Source organism: Pseudarthrobacter sp. 10T415, from assembly GCF_056394175.1.
Genome location: NZ_JBFTHJ010000003.1, coordinates 221,171 through 245,715 on the forward strand (window position 1 = coordinate 221,171; position 24,545 = coordinate 245,715).

The window sequence follows — 24,545 nt, forward strand, 5'->3', positions numbered from 1 at the left end:
TGCTCGGGGGTGGGTTGTGCCGGGTTAGCGTGCGTTGAGGATGACGATGTTGCGGCCGCGGCGGATCCACCGGCCGCCGGAACGTCCGGACTGGCCGGGCTGGCCGGGGCGTTTGAGGAGGCCGGGGAGGTGTTGCCGGGCCGCGGCGGTGGCTGCCTGCTGTGCTGCCTGGACGGCGGGCACACTCTTGGGGGTGGCGGCGGTCCGCTGCGCGGTGTCGGTGGCGAAGCGGACGAAGGCGCGCGCGGTTTCCAGGTCGCGGTCCTCGGCGGAGAGGCCCTCCAGCTGCAGGCCGGATTCGAACTTGCTGCCCAGCCACTTGCCCACCTGTCGTCCGGCCTGGCCGCCGGCGCCGGGGACGAAGTAGTTGCCCACCGCCTGACCCAGCTGGGGCAGGGCCTTCCCTGCGGCGGACTTGAGCACGTTGCCCACGGCCTGTCCCGCGGCGCTGCCGGCGAAGTCGCGGGCGGCGGAGAAGGCCTTCTTGGCCAGGTCGCCGAGGAACTGGTCCAGTTCGTCCTCGTCGCTGACTTCGAGCAGTTCCGCGGCGAGGGCGAGCTCGTCGGCTTCGCGGCTGTCCGCCTCTCCCCACAGGCTCCCGGCCTCGCCGGCGTCTTCGCCCTGGAACGGTGACTCGTCCTCGTAGGAGTAGCCGGACTCCTGTTCCATCACCTCGCCCCAGGTGCCTTCGTCCTGGCCCTCGAACAGTGCCCTATCGATGTCGTGCATGAGTATTTCCTTTCCGGAGCTTGCAGGCGCCGCCGTTGGAGGCGCCACCGCGGAACACCGCATACCCTCTTACTGCACAATTCGTGCCAACCCTTTGGGGGCTTGGGTTGCGGTCTCCGGGGCCGGGTTTCCGGGCGCTGACAAGCGCGGGGCCGAACGGGGGTTCGCCGCGGCGAAAATAGATTCGCGTGGGGCTGGTGCAGCGAAGTTGCGCTCAGGCGCCCTGCTGCAGCGTGTGACGGTACTTGTTCACGGTCCGCCGGGCGACGCTGAACCCGCCGCGCGCCAGCATCTCCCGGAGCTGCTCGTCCGAGGCGGGACCCGCCGTCGTGATTGATTCCCGCAAGGCAGCCCGCGCAGCCAGGCCCTTGCCGAACAGGCAGGCGAGATCCGTGACAGAGCCGGTGGGCAGCCGGAGCCGCTTGCCGCTGACCGCCCGGCTCACCGTGGACGGGTGCAGCCCGAGTTCCTGCGCGACGGCGGTCCGCGTCAAGGGTTTGTGGCGCCCGGTGCCGCGGTCCAGGAAGTCCTTCTGGTGCGTCACAGCGCATTCGGTGATGCGGAGGAGGGCGCCGGCGCGGCGGTCGATCTGGTAGAGGAGCCGCTGCGCCGCAAGTTCATGCTCTGTGAGCCATTGCGCCGCTTCGGTGGTGCCTGACGCCCCGCGCAGGCCGGCGGAGAGGTCCGCCACCTGCAGCCCGAACCAGGCGCTCGCCGGCACCTCCACCTCCAGCGATCCATCGGGCCTGCGGTACAGGAACACGTCCGCGGTTGGAGCCGTTTCTGCAACGGACGCAGTTTCCGCGGAAACGAACGGCTTCAGCCGGTCCTTGATGAGCGCCAGGCCCTCCCGGACCTGGGCCTCGGTCAGTCCCATGGCGCGTACGACGACGGCAGTGCTTCCCGCGGCCAGGTCGCCGAGGTGCCCGCGAACCAGGCGGGGGAGCCAGGGCGGGACGTGGCCCTGCTCCGCGAGCGCGTCAGCCTGGGCGGCCAGTAAATTGGTGATGCTGGTGGCGGCGATGCCGGGCGGGCCCACGGCCTTGATGGCGCGGACGGCTTCGTGGACGTGCCCGGGCTCCAGGTTTTCAGCTGCGGCGATCGCTTCCGGTCCGGCGTCGAGGAGCCCGCGGGGGGTCAGGTGCGCGATGACCAGGGTGAGCGCGTGGCGGCAGTCGGACCGGACTTCCGTTCCGGCGTCGGCTTCAAGCGTCGTGAAGGGGTCATAGGCCGGTTCCATGCCGCCGGGGAACTGGGCAGCGGTGGCCCGCCCCGTGCAGCGGGGGCAGGTTCCGGAGGCGACGTGCCGGCCGCAGCCGGGGCAGGGGTGGCCGTCAGCGCGCTCCAGGACGGGGTTCTCGGCGAGCGCGCGTTCTGTGGCCTGCGTGACCTCGTCGTGGGTCAGGGCCAGCATGCCCATGGCGTTTAGAAGCCCGGGCAGCGCCCGAAGTTCAGCGTGCAGCCCGGTCTGCAGCTGCAGGCTCTGACCCGCCACTCCGCTCGCCATGGCCCTTCAGTACCCCCTCAAACGCGCGCTCACTTTTGGTGTCTTCCCAGGGGACGCGCGCTCACTGGTTTCAGGTTGGTTGGTCTCCATTTGCCACGACGGCCGTTACTGCAGCGTTACGCTGAGCCCCCAAAACGACATCTACTGCTACCCAGTTGGGGGAGCCGCCACGAGTGAGCGCGCGTCGGCGGGGGAGCTGCCACAAGTGAGCGCGCGTCGGCGGGGGAGCCGCCACAAGTGAGCGCGCGTCGAAAAGGGGCGGCACGCTTGACGGCCCCAAACGCTTCCGCATATCCTGAACGAACGGTCGGTAAATAAATCCGCGCCGTCCCGGAAGGTCATTGCATAGGAGCAACCATGGCAGCGCAGAACCTGCAGTCAGTGCCCGCTGAGTCCACAACTGAACAGGCCCTGGCGGCCCAGCAAGAAGCGGACGCAGCCGGCCAGGCCCACTTCGACCGCGTCATCGCCGAAGATTCACGCATTGAGCCCAAGGACTGGATGCCGGCCGCCTACCGCAAGACGCTGCTGCGCCAGGTATCCCAGCACGCCCACTCGGAGATCATCGGCATGCAGCCGGAGGCCAACTGGATCTCACGGGCCCCCAGCCTGAAGCGCAAGTCCATCCTCATGGCCAAGGTCCAGGACGAGGCCGGCCACGGGCTCTACCTCTACAGCGCCGCCGAGACCCTGGGCCAGAGCCGGGACAAGATGATGGACGACCTCATCGCCGGCAAGGCCCGCTACTCCAGCATCTTCAATTACCCGGCCCGCACCTGGGCGGACATGGGCGCCATCGGCTGGCTGGTGGACGGCGCAGCCATCTGCAACCAGGTCCCGCTCTGCCGCGCCTCCTACGGCCCCTACGGCCGCGCCATGGTGCGCGTCTGCAAGGAAGAGTCCTTCCACCAGCGCCAGGGCTTCGAGATCCTCCTTGAGCTTTCCAACGGAACGGCAGCGCAGAAGCAGATGGCGCAGGACGCCGTGAACCGCTGGTACGCCCCGGCGCTGATGATGTTCGGCCCGCCGGATGACGATTCGCCCAATTCCAAGCAGTCCATGGCCTGGAACATCAAGCGGTTCAGCAATGACGAGCTCCGCAGCCGCTTCGTGGGCATGATGGTGGAGCAGGTCCGGGTCCTGGGCCTCACCCTCCCGGATGACCAGGTCCGCTTCAACGAGGACACCAAAAAGTGGGAGCACGGCCCGCTGGACTGGAACGAGTTCCAGGAAGTGCTCGCCGGCCGCGGTCCCTGCAACGCACAGCGGTTGGAACGCAGGCGGGAAGCGCACGACGACGGCGCCTGGGTCCGCGAGGCAGCGGCCGCTTACGCAGCAAAACAGTCAGCAAAGATGCAGAAGGAATACGCAGCATGAGCCCCCACGGCAACCCGGAAGCCCCCGCAAGCGGCGCCGCAGAAATCAACCGCGAAGCCCCCAAGGTCAGCCCGGCACCCAACGAGCACCACGACCGCTCCGCCTGGGGCCTCTGGGAGGTCTTCGTCCGGTCCAGCCGCGGCCTGAGCCACGTGCACGCCGGATCCCTGCACGCCCCGGACGCCGCCATGGCCCTCCGCAACGCACGCGACCTCTACACCCGCCGCAACGAGGGCGTCTCCATCTGGGTTGTCCCGGCCGACGCCATCGCCGCCAGTGATCCGGACTCCAAGGGCAGCTTCTTCGAGTCCCCGCAGGGCAAGGACTACCGGCACGCCACGTACTACACCAAGAGCGAAGGGGTGAAGTACCTGTGAGCACGCCCCCAACGAACACCGAAACCACGGGCCACGGCGACATCTCCACCGGCGTGGCCGCGACAATGGTCGGTGGTGAAAGCAACGCCTCCGCCACCCGCATCACCCCCGGCAACGCCCTCCGCCCGGAGGACATTGCCCTGGAGGTCAAGACCGGCCTGGCCAAGCCCACCGAGGACGTGGCGGAGTACGCCCTGCGCATCGGTGACGACGCCCTGATCCTGGCGCAGCGCCTGGGCCACTGGATCTCCCGCGCCCCGGAACTGGAAGAGGACATCGCCCTGGGCAACATCGCCCTGGACCAGCTGGGCCACGCCCGCAGCTTCCTCACCTACGCCGGTGCCGGCATCCCCAAGGAAGACGGCACGCCGCAGACCGAGGATGACCTCGCCTACTTCCGCCGCGAGCACGAGTTCCGCTCCGTGCAGCTGTTCGAGCAGCCCAACGGGGACTTCGCGGCCACCATCGCCCGGCAGTTCGTGGTGAGCTACTACCAGTTCGAGCTGTACCGCCGCCTCACCCAATCCACGGACGCCACCCTGGCAGCCATCGCCGCCAAGGCGGTCAAGGAAGTGGATTACCACCGCGACCACAGCGCCCAGTGGGTGCTGCGCCTGGCCGGCGGCACCGAGGAATCCCGCAAGAGGATGATCCACGGCCTCCGCACCATGTGGCCGTACGTTGCCGAACTGTTCCGCGACGATCGTCTGACGGCCAGCCTCGCGGAGGCGGGCGCCGCCGTCGCGCCTTCCTCGCTCAGGGAAGACTTTGACCGCCTCACCGGCGAAGTCCTCCAGGAAGCTGAGCTGGAGGTGCCGGACGTTCCGGCGGCCCCCGGCGGCGGCCGCGAGGGCCTGCACTCGGAGCACCTGGGCTACCTCCTCGCGGAGATGCAGGTCCTGGCGCGGGAGCATCCCGGGGCGAGCTGGTGACCGTGTACATTTCGGACTTCGAGACCCGGACCGCGACGCCGCGCCAAAAGGCGTGGGACATCGCCGCCACGGTGTGCGATCCGGAGATCCCCGTGCTCACCATCGAGGACCTGGGCATCCTTAGGGACGTGCAGGTGGCCGGTGGCCGCACCACCGTCACCATCACGCCCACGTACTCGGGCTGCCCGGCCATGGACGCCATCCGGGACGACGTGAAAACCGCGTTCGCCAAGGAAGGCTACGCGGACGTCAGGGTGGACCTGGTGCTCGCCCCGGCCTGGACCACCGACTGGATGACCGAGGCCGGCAAGGCCAAGCTGCGGGAGTACGGCATCGCCCCGCCCACCGGCAAGAGCGATGCGGCGCGGCATGCGGGGCCCATCCGGCTGCAGATGGCCGTGAAGTGCCCGCAGTGCTCCAGCCTGCACACTAAGGAACTCACCCGCTTCGGTTCCACGTCCTGCAAGGCGCTGTATGTGTGCCAGGACTGCAAGGAACCGTTCGACTACTTCAAAGTCCTCTAAGGAACCGCCATGACTGTTGTCCGCCAGACCGCCGCCGAGGAGGCGCAGGCCACCGGCCGCCGTCGTCCGTCCTTCCACACCCTTGCGGTGAAGGAGGTGCGCCGGCTCACCGAGGACGCCATCGAGGTCTCCTTCCACGTGCCCGCGGAGCTCGCCGGCAAGTTCGACTACCTGCCCGGCCAGTACGTGGCCCTGCGCACCACGCTGCCGGACGCCGACGGCGAGCCGCACGAGGTGCGCCGCAGCTACTCCATCTGCGCGGAGCCGCGCAGCTTCGAGGATGGCAGCAGCGAGATCCGGGTGGCCGTGAAGAAGGACCTGGGCGGGCTGTTCTCCACGTGGGCCAACGCCGAGCTGAAGGCCGGGGACACGCTGGACGTGATGAGCCCCATGGGAGCGTTCGTGTCCAAGCACGGCCGCGACGGGGTGGCCGTGGAACAGAACGTCATGAACTCCATGAACCGTCCGCAGGACATGGCAACCGAGCTGGCGGGGGAGGCGGGCAGCTTCGTGGCCATCGCCGCGGGCTCCGGCATCACCCCGGTGATCGCGATCGCCCGGACGCTGCTGGCCGCCAACCCGGAGACCCGGTTCGACCTGATCTACGCCAACAAGGCCGCCATGGACGTGATGTTCCTGGAGGAGCTGGCGGACCTGAAGGACAAGTACCCGCAGCGGCTGGCCATCCACCACGTGCTGAGCCGTGAGCAGCGGATCGCGCCGCTGCTCTCCGGAAGGATCGACGCCGAGAAACTCCAGGCGCTGCTGGGCACCGCCATCCACGCGGACGATGTGGACGAGTGGTTCCTGTGCGGGCCGTTCGAGCTGGTGCAGCTGTGCCGGGACACCCTGGCCGAGCGCGGCGTGAAGCCGGAGAACGTCCGGTTCGAGCTGTTCACGTCCGGCAAGCCGGACCGCCCGGAGGGGCATGCCGGCCGTCCCGTCATCGTGGACGAGAGCCAGGAGACGTACAAGATCACGTTCAAGCTGGACGGCCTGCAGGGTGACGTGGCCAGCCCCACGCATGCGCGCGAATCGATCCTGAACGCGGCGCTGCGGGTGCGGCCGGATGTGCCGTTCGCGTGTGCCGGGGGAGTGTGCGGCACGTGCCGGGCCAAGGTGGTTACCGGCACCGTGACCATGGACGAGAACTACGCCCTGGAGCAGGATGAGCTGGACAGGGGCTACGTGCTGACCTGCCAGAGCCACCCCACCAGCAAGGAAGTCACCGTCGACTTCGACGTGTAGGTAATTTGCAGCTTCAACGGAGGAGTTCCATGATTTCCCTTTCCATCAGCAACGGCACCGCCGAGGTTGTCCTCAACGCCCCGCACAAGCTGAACTCACTGGACGAGCAGGCGCTGCGGGATTTAACCCAGGCGTACGACGACGCTGCTGCCGCCGCCTCGCGCGGTGAGGTACGGGCGCTGCTGCTGCGGGGAGAGGGCCGCGCCTTCTGCGCGGGCCGGGACATCGCGGGGGTCACGCCGGAGAGCGACGACGCCGCCGCGTACCTGGGCGGGCTGGTGGAGCCGCTGCTGAAGAAGATGGCCGCGTTCCCGGCGCCGACGTTTGCCGCCTCACAGGGTGCCTGCCTGGGGGTGGGGCTGGGCCTGCTGCTGGCCACGGACGTGGTGTACGTGGCGGAGAACGCGAAGTTTGGTTCGCCGTTCGCCAAGCTGGGCGCCACGCTGGATTCGGGCGGGCACTGGTACTTCACGGAGCGGCTGGGGATGCACCGGACGTTGGACCTGATCTACACCGCGGACCTGATCTCCGGCGCGGAGGCGGTGGCGCAGGGAATGTTCAGCCGCGCCATGCCTGCTGATTCTTTGTTGGAGTCCACGCGGGCAATTGTGGAGCGGGTGGCCACCGGGGCAACGGGCGCTTTCGTGGCGTCCAAGGAGCTGGTGGCGCACATCCGCGACCAGCGGCTGGGGGTGTGGGCGTCCATGCAGGAGGAAAACGAAGAGCAGGCCCGCCTCTGCAAGACCGACGACTACGCGGAGGGCTTCCTGGCGTTCCAGGAGAAGCGGGAGCCGACGTTCACCGGCCGGTGATTGAGCAGCAACTGCTGAAGAACGGCCTCGCGGGTAGCTCCCGCGGGGCCATTTTCATGCCCGACTGGATGGCGGGCGGAAGAGTGATTCAGGCAACAGAATTGGGCTTCGGGAATGTTTCCGCAGGTCAGAGGCTGGTTGAAAGCTCAAGAAACAGAGGAGAACTTGGCGCAACCTTGACTGTACGGCGGGGCAAAAGCTGAGAAGCGGTTTGAAGAATGAAGGTGCGGCCCAATGGGGGGCCTCACAACATTCGAGGAGACCTCCATGCAGTCAGCCCTGCTCCCAGCCCCAACAGACACCTCCGGTATTTCCGGCAATGACGCCAGCCGGGAACCTATCCTGGCTCCCGGCGAGGCACGCGGTACTCCCACCCACCAGGGGCTCCTGCGGGTCGTGGTCCTGGTCCCGGCCTACAACGAGGCCGCTTCCATCGGGGCCACCCTGGACGGCTTGATGCTGCAGTCCCGCCCCGCGGACCTGGTCCTGGTGGTGCCCAACGGGTGCACCGATGGCACCGCGGAGGAGGCCCGGAAGTATCCGGTCACCGTCATGGAGCTGCCGCGGCTGGAGCACCGCAAGTCCGAGGCATTGAACCGGGCGTGGGCGCAGTACGCGTACGACGCCGATGTGCTGGTCTGCCTGGACGCTGACACGGTGCTGCCGCCCAACGCCCTCGAGGCCTGGGAACGGGAATTCGCCGGGCGCCGGTCGGCACGGCTGGGCGGGTCGTCGTCGAAATTCACCATGCAGGACCCCGGTTTCCTGAGCCGGCTGCAGAAAGCTGAGTTCGCCACCTGGACGGACACCGCGCTCCGGCGCCGGGAAACGAGCGTCCTGGCGGGAACAGGCTGCGCCATCAACAATGCCGTCCTGCGGGAGATCGCCGCCCGGGATGACCGCGAAGGCCCCTGGGTCTACACCTCGCAGGTGGAGGATTTCGAGCTGACGTACCGCATCCGGGAACTGGGCTACATCTGCCAGGTCTCCCCGGACGTCCGCGCCTACACGGACTCGATGAAGACCATCAAGGCGCTGTGGGGCCAGCGGATGAAGTGGCAGGTGGGCACCGTGGAGGACCTGCTGGACCTCGGCATCAACAGGCTGACCCTGCGCGACTGGGGCCAGCAGGCCATGGGTTTGCTGGGCGTGTTCCTGAAGGCCCTCTGGATTGCCGTGATGGTCCTGTCGCTCGCCCTGGGCGTCTTCAAGTTCATCCTGTTCTGGTGGCTGGTGCCGGTGCTGTTCATCGCGCTGGACATCAAACGGGCCCTGCGGATCCCGCACCGTGACTGGAAGGACGTCCTGCTGGCCGCCACCTTCTTCCCCCAGGAACTGTTCATGTGGCTGCGCTCAGGCTGGTTCCTTGCCTCCTGGTGCGCAGTCCTGAAAACCAAGATCACCCGGCGGCGAATCGACCGCTGGGAAGCCCAATACACAGCAGAGGATATCTAGTAACCATGTATGGAATGACCACCGCAGTCCCCGCCACCGGAGCAGCCGCCCTGGCCTACACGGGCCTGAACGTTGGCTCCTCGTTGCTCACCGCCCTGGGCGTCATGCTCATCGGGGTGGCTATGCTCTCGCTGCTGCGCAAGAACAGCAAAGCCAGGCCCTGATGCACAGGCTGCCGGCCCGGCCGGAAGCACCGGCCGGGCCGGCAGCCTGCACCCCGGGCAATCCGTCAGGAGGTGCGGCGTGCCAGCAGTGCGTTCTTGAACGCTGTTGCAGACGCGGCGCTGCTGTTGATCCTCCAGTCAGCTTCTTTTTGAATGTGGAACCAGACGAACCCCATGACGTCCGGCTGAGCGGCCAGGTAGGAGATCAGCTGCGTGTTCCAGGCGGCCTTGTCTCCGCCGGCTTCGCTGGACGCGGTTTCGGCGATCAGGATGGGGAGGCCCGGAGCCAGGGCCCGAAGCTCGGCGATGCCGGGTGCGAACAGGTCCTGCGGGGAGACCCAGCCGCTCCAGGACGCGGACGTGCCCCAGTTGTAGCCATCCAGAGCCACGATGTCCACGTAGCCGGCGCCCGGGTAGAGCCCAGCGAGGCTGGTGGATCCCCAGTAGGGGACGTTGGGGCTCCATACCCAAGACACGTTGGTGGCTCCCTGGGCCTCGACGACGTCGTGGACGTGCCGCCAGGCCTGGGCGTAGTCGCCGGGCTGATTGCCGTTGATGCTTTCAGCCCAGGGGTACCAGTCGCCGTTCATTTCGTGGGCGAAGCGCAGCTGGACCGGGTAACCCCACGCGGCAAGTGCCTGCCCCCATTGGGCGATGTGCGCGTCGAAGTCGCCGGCGGCGATCCTGTCCAGGCTGTAAGCCGGCTGGCTGACGCCACCACCCCAGGCCCACGGCTCCCAGGTCACCAGCGGCACGGCGCCGCGCGCACGGACGGCGTTCATTTCGGTGATGGGGGCGGGCTGGAGGAAGTCCTTGTAGAACAACACGCTGGACGGTGCTTCGCCGGCCAGGGAAGCCACCTCGTCGAGTTCAGCGGTGGCCAGCGGTCCGCCGTTGGTGGCAGTTCCGAAACGGAGCTTTGCGGTGCTGACCGCCGGTACTGCCGGCGGCGTGGGTGCGGGGACCGTCACTGTGAACGCGGCGGAGCCCTGCACGGAGGACGTCTTGGCTGTCACCGTGACTTTGCCCGTGGCGGTTGCCGGGATGGTGGCGGCTGCACTGAATGCGCCGGCCGCCGTGGTTTTCAGGGGGAACGTGGTGGATCCGATGATCACGGTTCCGGTGGCGGAGGCTTTGAAGCCGCTCCCGGTCACTGTAATGGAGGAGCCGGCCGGACCGGTGGCGGGGCTCAAGGAAATTTGGCCCGCGGCGGCCTGCGCTGCGGCGGGCTGCACCACGGTGAGTGCAAGGGCCAGGCCGAGGGCGGCGGCCACTGCCGCAAGGGGTTTCTTGAAGGTATTGAACACGGTGATCGATCCCCAGAATCGTTTTGGCAGCAACGCTTGCTGACGGTCCATACGTGCCGGATAGCACACGCTGATCGTAAAGGCGTTGCGCTCATATTGATCGGATCTTGCGTTAATCCTGCCCAAAAACTTAGCAAGGACCGGAAGATGCAGCATCCAGCGGCGAGACAATGTCCTGCTGCGACATTCACCAGCACCAACACAGGAAGGAGTGGTTCATGAGCGGGGACTGCGTCAACGGGTCTGCTGGCCCGGGCATCTGCGTTCTGGACCCGGCTGTCCTGGAGCGGTTGCGCAGCGAGCTCGACGACGACGAGGGCTGGAGTTTGTTCCTCAGCAACTTCCTGGCCCACTTGCCCCGCAGGATTGAGAAGCTGCGGGGCGGGCTGGCCCATGCCGACTACGAGGTTTCGATGGACGCCGTCCTCAGCCTCAAAATTTCCTGCCAGATGGTAGGCGCCGAACGGCTCGCTGGCCTTGCGCTGCAGCTGCAAGGGTTTCTCGGCGAGTTGGCCCGGCCGGAACAGGTGACGACTGAATGGCTGCATCTGTTCGAGATGTTCGAGGACATAGCTGTGTTGGCGGCGCATACAGGGCGGGTTCTCGGCGAGAGTGTCGCGCGAAACCTCTAGGAGACGCGCTCGGCTTGTCATACCAATGAAGCTGGGGCACCTTCGGAAGATGATGCGGAAGAATTCCATGTGCCCTCAGAGGAAGCGGACACCGGTCTGCCCGCTGTAGGTAAATTTGCTGCTGGTTTTCGTTCGCGCTGTCAGACAATTCGCCGAGCCGAGTCGATCGGTAGTGAAGGCTGCCATGGCATCCCTGTTAAAGGGTAGGTGGGGCCGGTAGGTCATAGTCCGCTTCGGTCTGTTGGCGTCCATAGAGGAGGAGAACGAGGAGCTGTCGTGTCTGTTCGACACCGATGACTTCGCCGAGGTAGTTCTGAGCGTTCTAGGAGAAGCCGCAGCCGACGGTCCACGGCCGTTGATTGATCCTGTCTATGTCTCAGCGTCATCAGAAGTTGAAATCCAAAATCAATTGCCTGCCGGTCCATCAAATTTGTTACGGTGCAGCTATGACTATGGGGAGAGCTGTAACAAAAGCCGTCATTCCTGCTGCCGGACTGGGAACTCGCTTCCTGCCCGCCACTAAGGCAATGCCGAAGGAAATGCTTCCGGTCGTTGACCGACCGGCTATCCAGTATGTCGTGGAAGAAGCCATTAAATCAGGGCTCGACGACGTTCTGATGATCACGGGCCGCAGCAAGCGCGCCCTTGAGGACCACTTCGATCGCGCACCGGGCTTGGAGCGACTGCTTGAACAAAAAGGCGATAAGGACCGACTGGCATCGATTCAGGCGGCCTCCGAGCTCGGCCCTATTCACTACGTCCGCCAAGGGGAGGCCAAGGGGCTAGGCCACGCGGTGCTGTGCGGCAAGCAGCACGTAGGGAATGAGCCTTTTGCCGTCCTGCTAGGTGACGATCTCATCGACGAAGCAGAGGACCTGTTGAGCACGATGATCGAGGTGCAGCGGAAAACAGGCGGTTCCGTAATCGCACTGATCGAAGTTGACCCGTCTCAGATCAGCGCTTATGGCTGTGCGGACATCACGACTATCGAGGGCGAAGATTACGTTCGCGTTAACAGCCTGGTGGAGAAGCCCGCCGTGGAGGACGCCCCATCGAACCTAGCGGTGATTGGGCGTTACGTGCTGCACCCGTCTGTGTTCAGTGTCTTAGAAAACACGGTGCCAGGCCGCGGTAATGAAATCCAACTGACGGATGCTCTGCAGACACTGGCCACCAGCGAGGGCGAAGGCTCGGGGGTGTACGGGGTGGTGTTCAAGGGCCGCCGCTTCGATACCGGGGACAAGCTTAGCTACCTCAAAGCTGTAATTACGCTCGCTTCCGAACGGGTGGAGTTCGGCGAGGATCTAAAGACTTGGTTGAAGGGCTTCGTGGCGTAGTTCTTCGTTTTACTCCCAGGGGGAGGTCCCTCGTCGCAAGGCGCCGGACCTCCCTCTTTTCGTGGTCTGAGATGCAATTACGGCACCTATGACAGCTCCTGAAGTATTCATCATGATGTCCAACAGGCTCGCAAAGCGGCCGTCTAGAAACAAGAGCTGTCCAATCTCGATGCTGACAGAAATCAGCAACCCAAGCACTGCGATACTCCAGATCCGCCTTCCCGGAAATGCAAGAGCGCTAGCAAATCCCACTGGCGAGAAGAGCGCTAAGTTGGCGGATGCTTCAATGAAGTTGTAGTTGAACCACCCAGGAACGCCTTGGTTATGGAGAAACTCCAAGACAGCTGCGAGTTGCCCGGAGACGAGCTGGTCAACAGGAGTAGGCCAGAAAGCGATGAAGGCCAGGGGTACTGCCATGGCAAGGAGGATAAGCCGCCAAAGCCTGGCGCAGCTGAGCAACCTCAAACGGGCCTCAAAGAGTTCGTGGAATTGCATGTGGCGAAAACGCTGCCGTCCCATGGTGCACTGCGCCATGTCTGCCTAAGGTCAAGTTGATAGAACACAAGCAAAAGGTGGGTGCTCCTCCATTTCCGGGGAGCACCCACCTTCGTTGGCGCTAGAAAGCAGTGCGCTTATGCAGCAGCTTCTGTCTTGGCGCGACGGCGAACCACTACTACCGAGGTTGCGCCCGCAGCCAATGCCCCAGCGCCTACCAAGGTCCAGAGGATCAGACCGGAGTCAGCACCGGTGCTTGCCAGGCCGGAGCCCGTGTTGGCCAACGGGGCACCGCCAGCGTTTCCGCCAGTGTTGGCCAGGGAAGCAGCAACGACCACCGTCACAGGACCAACGGTGACACCCGACGTGTTGCCCGTCGCGGTGATGGAGTACGTGCCAGCTTCATTGAGAGTCAACGGGACAGAAATCTTGCCCTGCTCGTCCGCAATTGCGGTGAGCGTCTGCGGAGCCTGGAATACAGGAATCTTGGCCGAAACCGCAGTACCACCAGCGTTTGTTGCACCGCTGGTAACAAGCGTGACCGTGATGGTCACGGTTTCACCGGCGAGGAAGCCCTGACCAGTAAACGTAAAGGTTTCTCCCGGTGCGACAGTTCCGTCGGAGACGGCGGCTGCCGGCGGAAGCGCAGGGTAATTTCCGGCCATCGCGGGCGCCGAACCGACGAGTGCGATCGAACCTGCAAGCGCGAGTGCTGCGAGTGTTTTCTTCATGTGTGTCCCCCCGGAGACGTTTAAGTTTTTGATACCCGATTTGGGGAGAATCCCCTCCACACGAGACCTAGTGCAGAACTACGGATAGATATCCCGAACAAAATTTATCATCTCAACCCGTCACAGACCAAGCTCAATCAATTCGGTTTACATAGTGTTAACGCGGCAGTCACTCTTCGCGAGCGCACGTCGCTTGCTCCACAGGGAGCAGAACGTCCTTCGAAAGCTGGACAGTCGGCGTTACAACAACGTTGGGCTCTGTGTGCTGCACGATCTTGCCGAAGGTGAACTCAACGGCACGGCTTTCACCTGGGGCAAGCCGAACCGACACCACACCAACCGGGCGGCTGCTATGGACGTAGGGGGCGAACTGGGTCTTTTGACCATCAACCATCGCCATTTCCACATTGGCCTGGACAGGACCGTAAGCCACGATGTTGGTTTGAACAGACCCCGCTGGTACTCCAAAGTTACCTCCGCCCGTGACATAGGACGGCAACGACTTGGCAGCGTCCGATGGCGCCGCGTTCGTGCTGCTGATGCGGATCGTTGTCTGCTCGTAGCCGTCTTTCGGACATCTTTTGACGATCTGCACTGTCCGCTTCACGTAGTAATCCATCTTCGCCCCAGTACCGTCATTGAAATACACCCCAAACTGTGCCGGAGCGATACTCGGCCCTGCAATGGCGCCGCTTACGTTGTACTTATTGATGATCGACTGTTCACCGCTCTGCGCTGACCACACAGAAACTCGGCCTTCGGACGTTCCTCTTGCTATGCCGGAAAGCAACTTCTTAGGATCGCTGCGCCCGCTAGTCACGGCAGCAAAGACTTCTTGAGCAACGCCTGCGAAATAGGCGTCTTGAATGCGAGGTTCGTCAATTTTGGCGTAGACGTCGGACAGCAGCGTCCGGACGATGTTCTGAGCACTCAGCTCAGTTGGCAACCCGGCAGCCTCAGATGCCGATAGTTCGGGAGAAGTGACCTTTACTGGACCCGTCCCTTCGAGTATGTAGCCGAGGGCTAGAGGGTCTACGGAAATCACTCCGTTCACCTTTTGACCCGTCTTTCTTTCCCACATCTCCTGTGCGGTTTCAGCTGCAGTCGGAAAGTCCGGGGTGAGATTCACGTCTTGAATGAATTTTCCTAGCCTGCTTGAAAAGATGGCTTGTTGGGCTGGGTCGACACCCAGGCTAGGACTTAGGGTTCCGAACTCACTCGCGCTGATTTGATCCGACAGGGAGAAATGGCCTTCATTCAACGACAAGACAGCGAGTGCTCCAGGAATACCACCGGAGGCGCGGGATTCGGCATTGTTCTGGACCAGGAGTAGGTAGCGACGTGGCTCCTGACTGCCGAGCATGGGTGGCACCACTGTTGAGACGTCTGCAGCGGTCTCCAAGATCTGCCTAGCAGAAGCCAACTCAGCTCTGGCTTCCTCTAGAGGTTGCGCCACCTCCGTTAGGAGTCTTGCAGTGTTGATCTTGACAATGCGCTCGTGGGACAACTTAACGACATTAGCGGCGGCTCGAAGTTTCGGCGCTCCTGCCTCGATGAGATTCGTGTTCACGGCCCCATCGGAAATGATGAGGTTGCCCAGCTTTGTGATTTCTGGATCGACGAGGAGCGGCACTGCTGCGCCTGTCACTACATCATGAAATGACGTCACACCCTCGGTGACTGCAGAGAAGTTTCGACCAACGAACGGGACGGACGATGCCGCATTCCACAAAGGGTCATCGGCAGCGTTCTTAGCTTTACTGACGGCCTCGGTAAGATTTCGTATGCCGTCTTCATCCCTTACAGCGCCTCCTTCAATGAGTTGCGCCTTTATCGAAGGTATTGAACTCCGGACTTCTTCGAGGGAGGACTTGATAATGATCCCGCGACTGAATAGCCAGCCACCTACGAGAACACATGCTGCGAGCGTAAAGCCCAAGAACAGCAGGCAGTTTCGCATCAGAGTGTTCTTGTTTTCCGATTTGCCTTTTTGCGCTCCGAAGGACTTCGGCATGTCATCACTATCTTTCGTGGAGAGCTAATTCTAGGAATGATTCAGATCAAGGATCAGTGCGCGCCGTGACCACCGAAAACAGCCTTAAATGTCTTGAGTAAGATCACAATGTCCTGGGTCAATGACCAGTTCTCGACATAATAGAGGTCTATTCGGATCGATTGCTCCCAGGTCAAGGATGAACGCCCGCTAACCTGCCACAGACCGCTCATGCCCGGGCTGACAAACAGACGTCTGTGTGCCGCATCGTCATAAAGGGCGACCTCGGCTTCTCGTTGCGGGCGTGGGCCGACAAGGCTCATCGTGCCGGTTAGAACGTTGAAAAGTTGCGGCAGCTCATCGATCGAGTACTTACGCAAAACTTTACCTATTGACGTGACTCTAGGGTCATTATCCACTTTGAACAGGGGTTGTCCTGAAGTTCCCTGCGCATCCAGTAAAGAATGGAGTTCGGCATCAGCATTGGTTCGCATGGATCGGAATTTGATCATCTGGAACGGAGTTCCGCCTTTTCCAATCCGACTTTGGGTATAGAAGATAGGCCCAGAACTTGTCGTCTTGACCAGGGCGGCAACCAAGAGAAGTAGCGGTGAACTCGCCAGAATAAGGAGACCCGCTACTGAAACATCAAAAACACGTTTGGCAAGGCGCTTACCCCCGGTGAGCTTCGGGGTTGAGACGTGAATGAGTGGGAGGCCTGCAACAGGTTGAGTATGAATGCGGGGTCCGGCGACATCGGTCAGCGCAGGCGCCAGAATCAACCCAGTCCCGCGAGAAGCCAACTCCCACCCGAGCTCCCGCAGCTGTTGTGGACTGAGCTGAGCCCCGGATGAAATTGCAACAGTGTCAGCATCACATCCGTCGATGCTCTCCAAGATAGAACGGACGTTCTTTGAGTATCCGACAACCGGCGGTTGCAGATCCTTCTCCAGCTCCGCCCCCTCATATCCTGCCAGGTATGCGGCTACGGGCTGATAGCCGGCCTGCGGGTGCTGCATGAATGAACGAATTAGGTGGCCAGCGGCGTGAGGGCCGCCTAGAACCATGACTCGCGAGGTGCTAGATCCTTGCGAACGCTCGACGCGGAGGAACTGCCGGAGGGTCCATCGTGCGAAAAACAGGGAGAGAAGGCCCACGGGAAGTGCCAGGCCCACGTATCCTCTGGCTGTTTCGAATTGGGTCAGATACGAAAGAATAGCAACAATACCAAATAACCATAGAGATGCGGTGAAAACGCGTTTATACTCCTCTGCACCGTCGCCGAGAATTTTCGCATCACGACTTCCCCAGATCCCCAAGAATGTCCACCAAGCTAGTGTTAGTAGGACGGTCAAGACTGCGTAGGTAACTGCATCGCGTTCGGCAGTGCCCTCAGTTCCCAACTGGAATCGCACAACATAGGCACCGCTGGTGGCCCATGCAACCGTGAACAAATCAAGAATTGTTAGGCGTTTTCTAAATTTTGCGCGCCAATCAGCTTTCTGCTTCAAGGGAGGCCCTTCTAAGTACAAGCCCGAAATACAGACTTCGAACCCGAAAAACTATGCGCCGCTCGGCGCTTGATGTTAGTAACTCAATTTCCTTAGCGACGACGGCTGGCATCGTTGTCCGGGAACAGGATCTGATCAAACTCTGATTGGTTCGCCGATTCAGAGCTCGCTCCACGCTTGTAAGCGGAGGATTGCTTTTTCTTGCTCAAAGACGGTTTGGTTTCATAACTGTAGTAGTCGTATGCATCCGGACCTCGGCCTGGCACAAGATTTAGGACGATCCCAAGAACTTCGGCCTTCACCATCTCGAGGGCTGCCAAGGACTTTTCTACGTCGTTAGTCTTGACCTGCTGGCTTCCCACCACTAGGACGACGCCGCCCACCAACTGTGAAAGCACTGCCGCGTCCGTGACAGGCAGCAGAGGCGGCGCATCAATGATCACAGCGTCGAAGTCGTTTTCCAGCCGCTTGATTATCTGCTTCATGGCTTCGGAACCCAATAGTTCGCTGGGGTTGGGCGGGATCTGACCCGAAGTGAGAACAAATAGTTGATCCTCGCCCCATGGACGAAGGAGATCCTCGAGGGGAGTACTTCCGACAAGGGCAGTGGTTAGGCCAGCATTACGTTCTAGCCCTAGATATTCTCCGACCATGGGTCGCCTCAGGTCCGCATCGATAAGGGCAACAGTCTGCCCGCTCTGAGCAAGGGCAATGGCAAGGTTAATCGCTGTCGTGCTTTTGCCTTCACCTGGCAGGGATGAGGTAATGAGGACAGTTTTTGAGGAATGGCTGACATGAGAAAACTGGAGATTTGTCCGGAGCTGGCGAAACGATTCGGCGCGAGGGCTAAGCGGTGGCGTCTGAGTCAGCAACGGTTTTCTGGCCGCATCTTCATCGAACGAAATTCCGCCCAATATTGCACTATTAGTGATCTTCTTGACGTCGGCCTCGCCACGAACTTTAACGTCCAGAGCTGACCTGAGCACTGCGATACCAAGACCAAGCGCAAGACCTGCCAATAAGCCAATGGCGATGTTCATCTTGGTGTCGGGCGCCGAGGGTTCCACCGGAGCGACGGCTGGAGTTAGCACGGACAACCGCACAGGAGACGGCTGTCCGTTGGTCGGACTTTCGAGCCGGTCAACAACTTGTATGAGGCTTTCACCGACTGCCTGGGCGATCGCCGCAGCAGTGGCCGGCGACGAATCGCTGGCGGAAATGGTTATCAGCACGGTGTTGAGGTCCGCCGTCGCCTTGATGCGCTCCGCAAGGTCGCTGGGAAGAACATCCAGTCCGAGACTATCTATAGTTGGCTGAAGAACAGCAGGGGTCTTAGCCGTTCGTATGTATGACTGGACGCGAGCCTGGCCGAACGAATTGCCCTGCTGGAGTTCTGTGATCGTGCCGGTGTTCTGAATCGCTACGAAGARCTGAGTGCTTGCCGTGTAAGTACGGGTAATAGCCAGCGATATGGCGCCACCGGCAATTACCCCCAACAAGGCGCCGGCGACGACAATAAGCCAATGCCTACGTAGAATCCGAACGTAGTCCATAAGCTCCACTGTCGTGACCTCTCAGTAATGTGATCATGGCCATGGCAGAGAGGTTCGGACACGAGGCTCCCCGCCCAAGGCTCGTAGTCGTATGCTACCCGCTGGGATGGAAAGGAAACCAACTGTCAGCAGCATGACACGTTCCGGGTCACATTGCAGGCCCAGACGCGGTGCCGCCAGTCGTCCTCGGGTTACCATCTATCGAGGACGATTCACCCAGTCGCTGTTGTCATACCGAGCTGGCAATACGCTCGACGGGATTGAGCGTGCGCGCTGCCCGAGGGTCGGCCTGGGCTTCCCTGTTCATGCAGATTAGGGGAGGCCGTTTTACGAGCGTGAATAGTTCAAATATGATTTTGCGGGTTATCCACTGGGGGAAATTTCACACCATGAAGCAATCTGATTCGGCACGTCCAATCTCTGTCCCCGTGCCATCATTGCCAAGAGAATCCTGGCTGCAGGTCAATGTGGTTTGCGTAACTTACAACAACAGCGAGACTGTAATACAGCTTCTCGACAGCCTGTTGGTCGAGGTAAAGCAAATCGCTGAGGTCGTCATACACGACAACGGAAGTTCTGACTCTACGGTCGGACTAGCCAAGGGCTGGCAGACGGAGAACCCCGGGCTGCCACTGAAGATCGTTGAAGCCTCAAATGTGGGGTTCAGTGGGGGAGTTTTTGGGGGGTCCCGAAAGCTTGAGGATCAGAGTCTGCCTACACTCTGTCTCAACCCCGATGCGATTCTCGCTCAAGGTACTATCGACCTTCTTCTTAGAATCCTCCGCAATAACAGCAACGTTGGCATTGCAACAGCCCCACTCTTGATGACTGACGGCTCCATGGATCCTTCCTGTGTGCGGACTTTGCCGAAACTTGGTCCGTCAATTCTGTACGCGATCCTAGGCAAATTACTCCCCAAATCGGTGCGATATAACGGTGCCACTCTGGAAGACATTAAGTCACCGATGCGTTCTCAGATATCTGAGACGGCATATACAGAAATTGAGGCGACGACGGGCGCCCTCATGCTGGTTAGCCCTAACTTTAGGAGCGCACGAGGTCCGATTTTTGACTTGTCATATTGGATGTACGGAGAAGATCTTCAACTTTGTAAAGATGCGGCCGAAGAAGGCTATGTTGTGGCCATGGCTGACTGCGAGCCCTCTATTCACATCAAGGGAGTATCGAGTGGTTGGCCGCGAAGCTCCAAGTCAAACAAGGCGTTTTACGACGCGCTGCATATCTACTATCTGAAGAACTTCAGTCGCGGTCCCGTCGACCGTTTTCTGAGCAAACTTGCGGTCAGCGCACTGTTAGCAAGTAGCGAGGTTGTAGGCAGGACTGCCCGTGCACGAAGGTCGACGGCCGGGTAATGACAGAGAAGTTACATAAACCCCCGAATCGAATGCCAGCCTCGAGAGGCGGAGCTAGCTCTCGGCGTGACGTCCTGTTGGTGGCGATAGTCGGCATTTCTGCTATTTTGCCATTTCTTCTGGCGCCCATTCGTGCACAGATTTTGGGTCCGGCCGGACGCGGCGAGTTCGCATTCTTTCAATCCTCTGTAACTGCCGTTGGCATTTTTGCGGCGCTTGGATTAAGATTCGCGTGCTACGAAATTAGTTTTCTTAGCGAAAATCGTTTCGGCTTCCGAATGCGACGTCTTGTCATCTACTCGATGTTGGGTGCCAGCGTCGTGATCGCACCCACCACCTGGATTGCCTTCAGGGAAATTAGCCCAGCGGTTGGATTCGCTATCTTGGCGACTCTCGTTCTGGCGCCCGGAGCCGCACTTGTGCAGATTGAAACGGCCAACGCTAACTACCTTCAGCGCCGCCACCGTATAGCTTCAGTCTCATCGGTGCCTCCCGTTTTCGAATTCCTAATTACTCTGCTACTGGTGATCGTACAGAAGTTCAATCTGCTTCTTGCTCTGATGGTCACGCTTGGTGCGGAGGCCATACGCACAACTATGGCGGCCGTTTGGTACTTCCGCGACAAAAGTCGTCGAGAAGATCGGTCTAACCTAACGGACAAAGCCCTCGAAAGAAGGCTGATGGTTTCAAGTTTTAAGAATGCGCCTGCCGTGGTTACCCCGTTACTAAGTGGCAACCTTGACGTGCTGCTGTTCGCCCTCTGGGCTCCTACAACAGTATTGGGGCACTACGCAGTAGCGAAGTTGGGCTTTAGCGTACTCGTCATTCTGGGAGGCGTTCTTGAGGGCCGTTTCCTGGCCAGCTTCAGGCGCCACACAAGGATAAGAGGCCTAGTCAACGTTGTTTGCTGTGCTGCTGTGCTCGCCGCGGCCTGTGGTCTTAGCGGCTGGGTCCTGACTCCCATCATTTTCGGTCCTGACTTCATTCCCTCCGCGCATGCCTTCCCCCTACTCGCTGCGGCAGGAGGGTTAGCGTTAGTTTTTGCTTGTCTTTCTGCAGCAACGGCGCAAAACGGTGTGAGTTCCGTCTACCCGGGTGTCGTCGTGCTGTCGTCTTTGGCCCTGGGGTGCTTTCTAGTTCCGCTTATGGTCGGGACGGATGTCGTTTCCCTAACTTTCGCGCTTGTCTTTGCTCAGCTAATTGGCGTCGTGGTAGTTACCGTCCAATTTTTTAGGAGCGGATCAAACTGATAATAGATAGAGTTCTTTCTCGGGTAGTAAAGCGAATTCGTCCTAACACTAGTCTTTCATCGGGCTTGCCCATCCAAACACTTCTAGGATGGTACATCCGCAAGGGTGCTGGACCTGCTGTTCGTGGTCTTATTCACAGTCCACGCTTTGGCTCAGTCAAACCTCCCTTTTTTCAAGGGAGTGGCGTAAAAGTCTCGTATGCCCGGTCAGTCCACTTAGGCACGGGCGTTTCCATTGGCGCCAATTGCCTCGTAAATGCTTTCTCCCAAGAAGGCATCGTAATTGGCGATGGAGTCACCCTCCGGGAAAATGGATGGATTCAGTGTTCATCCAGTCCAGGTAATCCTGGGCTAGGTCTTCGTATCGGAGCGAACACCTACGTTGGGCCCGGCTTCATTTTCGGAATCGGCGGCCCCGTCGTGATTGGGACGGACTGTCAAATTGGCGCTGGGTTCGTCATTGTGGCCGAGAACCATGCGGTAGGACCCGAAGGTGCAAGCAGCACGGAGGTTATACGACGTGGAATCCGGATCGGCGACAGCTGCTGGATAGGTCATAGGGTCACGATTTTGGACGGCGTAACCCTTGGGGAGCATTGTGTTGTCGGAGCCGGTGCGGTAGTGACGCGCAGTTTCCCTGCCAATTCGAAAATCGCAGGCGTTCCTGCCAAATTGGTTAATAGTCCCGTGGCGAGTGCGTGAGTCCGGAATGGTGCTTCGTGCTCAACCCAATGCTCTCGGTATAACGGACGATCAGTCGAAGACTTCCTGGTCAACCTATCTCGTTCTAGCGGCCGTAATTTGGTTACTTGTTGGACCAAGATTATCCATAGTTGCGATCGCCGGCTCTTCAGTGCGATTAGAAGACTTTATTTTGATCGCATTATGGCTATTTGTCGCTCTACATTGGCGTTCTATAAGGGTAACCCTGCCCCCACGCTCGGTTGTGCCTATCACCCTGTTAAGTCTTGTCGCTCTCGTTGTGAACGTAGCTGCGGCGCGTGTTGACATCGGCCCATCAGCACTCTACAGCCTTCGAATCTTGGAGTATTGGGTAGTATTTCCAGCGCTATACTACGTATTTAAGTCGACGTCGCTTAAGAGTCTTGACTTTTTTGTGAAGATGATTGGGCTCATTACCGTAATTCACGTGAGCGTCGCGGCAGCTCAGTCCGTTCTCGGCCTCGATATCGGCTTCTCAAAGTTCTCTGCAGATCGAGGCGCAGGACTTACCGCTGGCCCATACGAGCTGGGCGCGATGTGTTCCATGTTAGCTTTGTTTTGGCTTGCGCGGCGGAATTATTTGCTGGCTGGAATCGCGTGCATCGGTTTGCTGCAATCATCTTCGCGGATTTCCATAGTAGCGTTGGTCATCGGGGCAGTTGTACTTTTCCTGAAGGACGAGTCACCAGGGTCTAGCCCCGCTCCGCGGTCACGCAAGTTGTCAGTCGTTGTGGGTGCTGGGGTGTGCGGGCTCCTGATACTGGCTTTGACACCGGGGCAATCCGCGCAGGGTGAAGGAGAGTCTCTAACAGACAGAATCGCCAGCACCTCGGCCCTTACCTCCTGGAATCTTGCCGGAGAAGTCGTTTCTGGAATTTCACTGCCAAACAGCAGTGAAGAATACAACTGGGTCGCCTATGGCGCCGTTAGGACGCTGCTCAGTGAAGCGAATTTTGTAGATGCGGGTGGGGGCGAAACCAGTGACATGGTCCGCTTTTACCGATGGCATATTTTGGTTGATTCTTTGAATTCCGTGGATAGATTCCTATTTGGCTTGGGCCCGTCATTCGCAGGTCCATCGGTAGACGGCTCGTATGTGCGAATGATTGCCGAGACGGGCTTGCTTGGATTGATAGCATGGGTATTTTGTCTTCGCAAGTGGTCTCTCCGGCTTTCTCCAGTCACTAATTCGATCTTTGTCGCCCTTCTTGTTGGGGCAGTGTTTATTGATGTTCTCTATTCTATGAAATTGATGGTGCTGATGTGGGCCTTCTTTGCCATAAATGATGCTTCTAGCCAAGAAGTCGCTCAGGTATTGCCCACCGCGTCAACGCCCGGCTAAGAGGATGACTTTGACTGATAGTGTTTTGCCACATGTTTCCAGAACCGTGGACTTCGTTGTCCGGTCTGATGCTTTTGTAAAACCGGGGGGTGACACGCATCAGGTAGAACGATATGCCGTTGTTTTACGGAAATTGGGATATGACGTCGAGATTTTTGAACATAGGGAAACGCTAAAGTTTCGGAGTGGAAGCATCGTCCACATTGTAAATGTTGACCGGCCCTACGACTTTCTTTCGGCTATCCGGCTTGCAAAAGGCCATAAAGTTGTCGTTTCATCTATCCATCATGACTTGGATAATGTCCGTGAGATGCGCATGGCAGAGAAGGGACAGGGGCTCCGTTCTTTCGTGGGTCGAGTTCTATCCGAATCAGGGAGGGAATTTTTAGCCTACGCAGTGAGATCCCGGAGGCAGGTGACCTCAGTGCGATCCGCCGCACTCTGGATGTTGGCAATGCTGAGGGCTACCAGCCGAGTAAGACAAGTGTGGCGTCTCACTGGGCGAGCGCTTGAAGACGTAGCAGCTGTCACGCTCCTGGCAAAAGGGGAGGGGGTTTCCCTTGAATCTGACACAGGATGGTCGGGGCATAATGGCGTTATAATTCCCAACGGCATACCTGACCACGCTGAGTCGGCCGTCAAAGTCGATTGGGCGAGTCGCACCGTTGACCTCTGTGTAGTCGGTCGAATTGAGCCTCGAAAACGGTCGGTGGAAGTCGCCACCGCAGCTCATAAGTTGGGACTCAATTGTGTTTTCGTCGGGCCGGCAAGTCCTTCAGCTCCGGCTTACGCATCAGACTTTTCTGAGTACGTCGGCACTTCGCCGCACATAACCTGGCTCGGTCCGAGATCCCATTCCGAGGTACAGGATCTATTGGGTGACTCAAAGGTGCTAGTTAACGCTTCTTGGGTGGAGGTACAGAGTCTGGTTGACATAGAAGCTGCGAGGAGTGGCTGTTGGGTGGTCACTGGTCGTGGGGGAAATTCTGCGGAGTGGATGGTTGAACGACTCATTAGTGTGGACACGCACGACGTGGACAGGATCTTGTTGGTTGCCTCGCAAATTGTGAAGGATGGCGTTCCACCAAGCGGTGAGCTCTACAGCCAAACGTGGGACGAGTCTGGAAGTGCTCTTGCAACCGTCTATGAAGCATAACGGCCTGGCTCCGATGGT

Annotated in this window: 23 protein-coding genes; 15 read left to right on the forward strand and 8 right to left on the reverse strand. The window is 60.4% G+C overall.

Features of this window, described 5'->3' with window-relative positions; genetic code table 11:
* Window positions 1–24: 24 nt before the first annotated feature.
* Window positions 25–729 (reverse strand): hypothetical protein, encoded by a 705-nt coding sequence (locus AC1DBN_RS06705; RefSeq protein ID WP_477722832.1) that lies wholly within the window; start codon window positions 727–729, stop codon window positions 25–27.
* A gap of 214 nt (window positions 730–943) precedes the next feature.
* Window positions 944–2,236, reverse strand: coding sequence for an RNA polymerase factor sigma-54 (locus AC1DBN_RS06710; RefSeq protein WP_477722833.1), 1,293 nt, complete (start codon window positions 2,234–2,236; stop codon window positions 944–946).
* A 357-nt stretch (window positions 2,237–2,593) separates the two neighbouring features.
* Between AC1DBN_RS06710 and paaA the strand changes: the two genes are divergently transcribed.
* From paaA to AC1DBN_RS06750, 8 genes are all read left to right on the forward strand, one after another.
* On the forward strand, window positions 2,594–3,613 hold the full coding sequence (paaA, locus tag AC1DBN_RS06715; RefSeq protein WP_477722834.1) for a 1,2-phenylacetyl-CoA epoxidase subunit PaaA: 1,020 nt from the start codon (window positions 2,594–2,596) through the stop codon (window positions 3,611–3,613).
* The gene (gene paaB / locus AC1DBN_RS06720; protein WP_477722835.1) at window positions 3,610–3,990 is read left to right on the forward strand and encodes a 1,2-phenylacetyl-CoA epoxidase subunit PaaB; all 381 of its coding nucleotides are present in this window, start codon (window positions 3,610–3,612) and stop codon (window positions 3,988–3,990) included. Before paaA ends, paaB begins: the two co-directional genes overlap by 4 nt.
* Entirely contained in the window at window positions 3,987–4,922 is a 936-nt protein-coding gene (gene paaC / locus AC1DBN_RS06725; protein ID WP_477722836.1) for a 1,2-phenylacetyl-CoA epoxidase subunit PaaC, read from the forward strand. Before paaB ends, paaC begins: the two co-directional genes overlap by 4 nt.
* Window positions 4,923–4,924: 2 nt before the next feature.
* Window positions 4,925–5,446, forward strand: coding sequence for a 1,2-phenylacetyl-CoA epoxidase subunit PaaD (gene paaD, locus AC1DBN_RS06730; protein WP_477722922.1), 522 nt, complete (start codon window positions 4,925–4,927; stop codon window positions 5,444–5,446).
* 9 nt (window positions 5,447–5,455) lie between these two features.
* Entirely contained in the window at window positions 5,456–6,694 is a 1,239-nt protein-coding gene (gene paaE / locus AC1DBN_RS06735; RefSeq protein WP_477722837.1) for a 1,2-phenylacetyl-CoA epoxidase subunit PaaE, read from the forward strand.
* Between the two features lie 29 nt (window positions 6,695–6,723).
* Complete coding sequence (locus AC1DBN_RS06740; protein ID WP_477722838.1) at window positions 6,724–7,506, forward strand: enoyl-CoA hydratase/isomerase family protein; 783 nt, start codon at window positions 6,724–6,726, stop codon at window positions 7,504–7,506.
* 234 nt (window positions 7,507–7,740) lie between these two features.
* Window positions 7,741–8,961, forward strand: coding sequence for a glycosyltransferase family 2 protein (locus AC1DBN_RS06745; protein WP_477722839.1), 1,221 nt, complete (start codon window positions 7,741–7,743; stop codon window positions 8,959–8,961).
* A gap of 14 nt (window positions 8,962–8,975) precedes the next feature.
* A complete protein-coding gene (locus AC1DBN_RS06750; RefSeq protein WP_477722840.1) occupies window positions 8,976–9,125 on the forward strand; it encodes an LPXTG cell wall anchor domain-containing protein in 150 nt (49 codons plus the stop codon).
* A gap of 65 nt (window positions 9,126–9,190) precedes the next feature.
* Here AC1DBN_RS06750 and AC1DBN_RS06755 read toward each other — a convergent pair whose 3' ends face one another.
* Window positions 9,191–10,432 carry a glycoside hydrolase family 26 protein gene (locus AC1DBN_RS06755; RefSeq protein WP_477722841.1) on the reverse strand — a complete coding sequence of 414 codons (1,242 nt, stop codon included), beginning with the start codon at window positions 10,430–10,432 and terminating at the stop codon, window positions 9,191–9,193.
* Window positions 10,433–10,650: 218 nt separating this feature from the next.
* Between AC1DBN_RS06755 and AC1DBN_RS06760 the strand changes: the two genes are divergently transcribed.
* Complete coding sequence (locus AC1DBN_RS06760; RefSeq protein ID WP_477722842.1) at window positions 10,651–11,064, forward strand: Hpt domain-containing protein; 414 nt, start codon at window positions 10,651–10,653, stop codon at window positions 11,062–11,064.
* Window positions 11,065–11,510: 446 nt separating this feature from the next.
* A complete protein-coding gene (gene galU / locus AC1DBN_RS06765; protein WP_477722923.1) occupies window positions 11,511–12,401 on the forward strand; it encodes a UTP--glucose-1-phosphate uridylyltransferase GalU in 891 nt (296 codons plus the stop codon).
* Between the two features lie 9 nt (window positions 12,402–12,410).
* Here galU and AC1DBN_RS06770 read toward each other — a convergent pair whose 3' ends face one another.
* From AC1DBN_RS06770 to AC1DBN_RS06790, 5 genes are all read right to left on the reverse strand, one after another.
* Window positions 12,411–12,818: a VanZ family protein gene (locus AC1DBN_RS06770; RefSeq protein WP_477722843.1), complete on the reverse strand. Its 408-nt coding sequence runs from the start codon at window positions 12,816–12,818 to the stop codon at window positions 12,411–12,413.
* A 215-nt stretch (window positions 12,819–13,033) separates the two neighbouring features.
* Window positions 13,034–13,627, reverse strand: coding sequence for an LPXTG cell wall anchor domain-containing protein (locus tag AC1DBN_RS06775; RefSeq protein WP_477722844.1), 594 nt, complete (start codon window positions 13,625–13,627; stop codon window positions 13,034–13,036).
* A 169-nt stretch (window positions 13,628–13,796) separates the two neighbouring features.
* Complete coding sequence (locus AC1DBN_RS06780; RefSeq protein ID WP_477722845.1) at window positions 13,797–15,641, reverse strand: DUF4012 domain-containing protein; 1,845 nt, start codon at window positions 15,639–15,641, stop codon at window positions 13,797–13,799.
* Between the two features lie 53 nt (window positions 15,642–15,694).
* Window positions 15,695–17,131 (reverse strand): sugar transferase, encoded by a 1,437-nt coding sequence (locus tag AC1DBN_RS06785; RefSeq protein ID WP_477722846.1) that lies wholly within the window; start codon window positions 17,129–17,131, stop codon window positions 15,695–15,697.
* A 92-nt stretch (window positions 17,132–17,223) separates the two neighbouring features.
* Window positions 17,224–18,684, reverse strand: a complete 1,461-nt coding sequence (locus AC1DBN_RS06790; protein ID WP_477722924.1) for a tyrosine-protein kinase domain-containing protein — start codon at window positions 18,682–18,684, stop codon at window positions 17,224–17,226.
* Between the two features lie 389 nt (window positions 18,685–19,073).
* On the opposite strand from AC1DBN_RS06790, the gene AC1DBN_RS06795 reads away from it, so the two are divergent.
* The 5 genes from AC1DBN_RS06795 (at window position 19,074) to AC1DBN_RS06815 (ending at window position 24,527) form a co-directional block, all read left to right on the forward strand.
* A complete protein-coding gene (locus AC1DBN_RS06795) occupies window positions 19,074–20,057 on the forward strand; it encodes a glycosyltransferase (protein WP_477722847.1) in 984 nt (327 codons plus the stop codon).
* 80 nt (window positions 20,058–20,137) lie between these two features.
* Window positions 20,138–21,307, forward strand: a complete 1,170-nt coding sequence (locus AC1DBN_RS06800; RefSeq protein ID WP_477722848.1) for an MATE family efflux transporter — start codon at window positions 20,138–20,140, stop codon at window positions 21,305–21,307.
* A gap of 65 nt (window positions 21,308–21,372) precedes the next feature.
* Window positions 21,373–22,008 carry an acyltransferase gene (locus AC1DBN_RS06805; protein ID WP_477722849.1) on the forward strand — a complete coding sequence of 212 codons (636 nt, stop codon included), beginning with the start codon at window positions 21,373–21,375 and terminating at the stop codon, window positions 22,006–22,008.
* 448 nt (window positions 22,009–22,456) lie between these two features.
* Window positions 22,457–23,371, forward strand: a complete 915-nt coding sequence (locus AC1DBN_RS06810) for a hypothetical protein (protein ID WP_477722850.1) — start codon at window positions 22,457–22,459, stop codon at window positions 23,369–23,371.
* Window positions 23,372–23,825: 454 nt separating this feature from the next.
* Complete coding sequence (locus AC1DBN_RS06815; RefSeq protein ID WP_477722925.1) at window positions 23,826–24,527, forward strand: glycosyltransferase; 702 nt, start codon at window positions 23,826–23,828, stop codon at window positions 24,525–24,527.
* Window positions 24,528–24,545 lie beyond the last annotated feature (18 nt).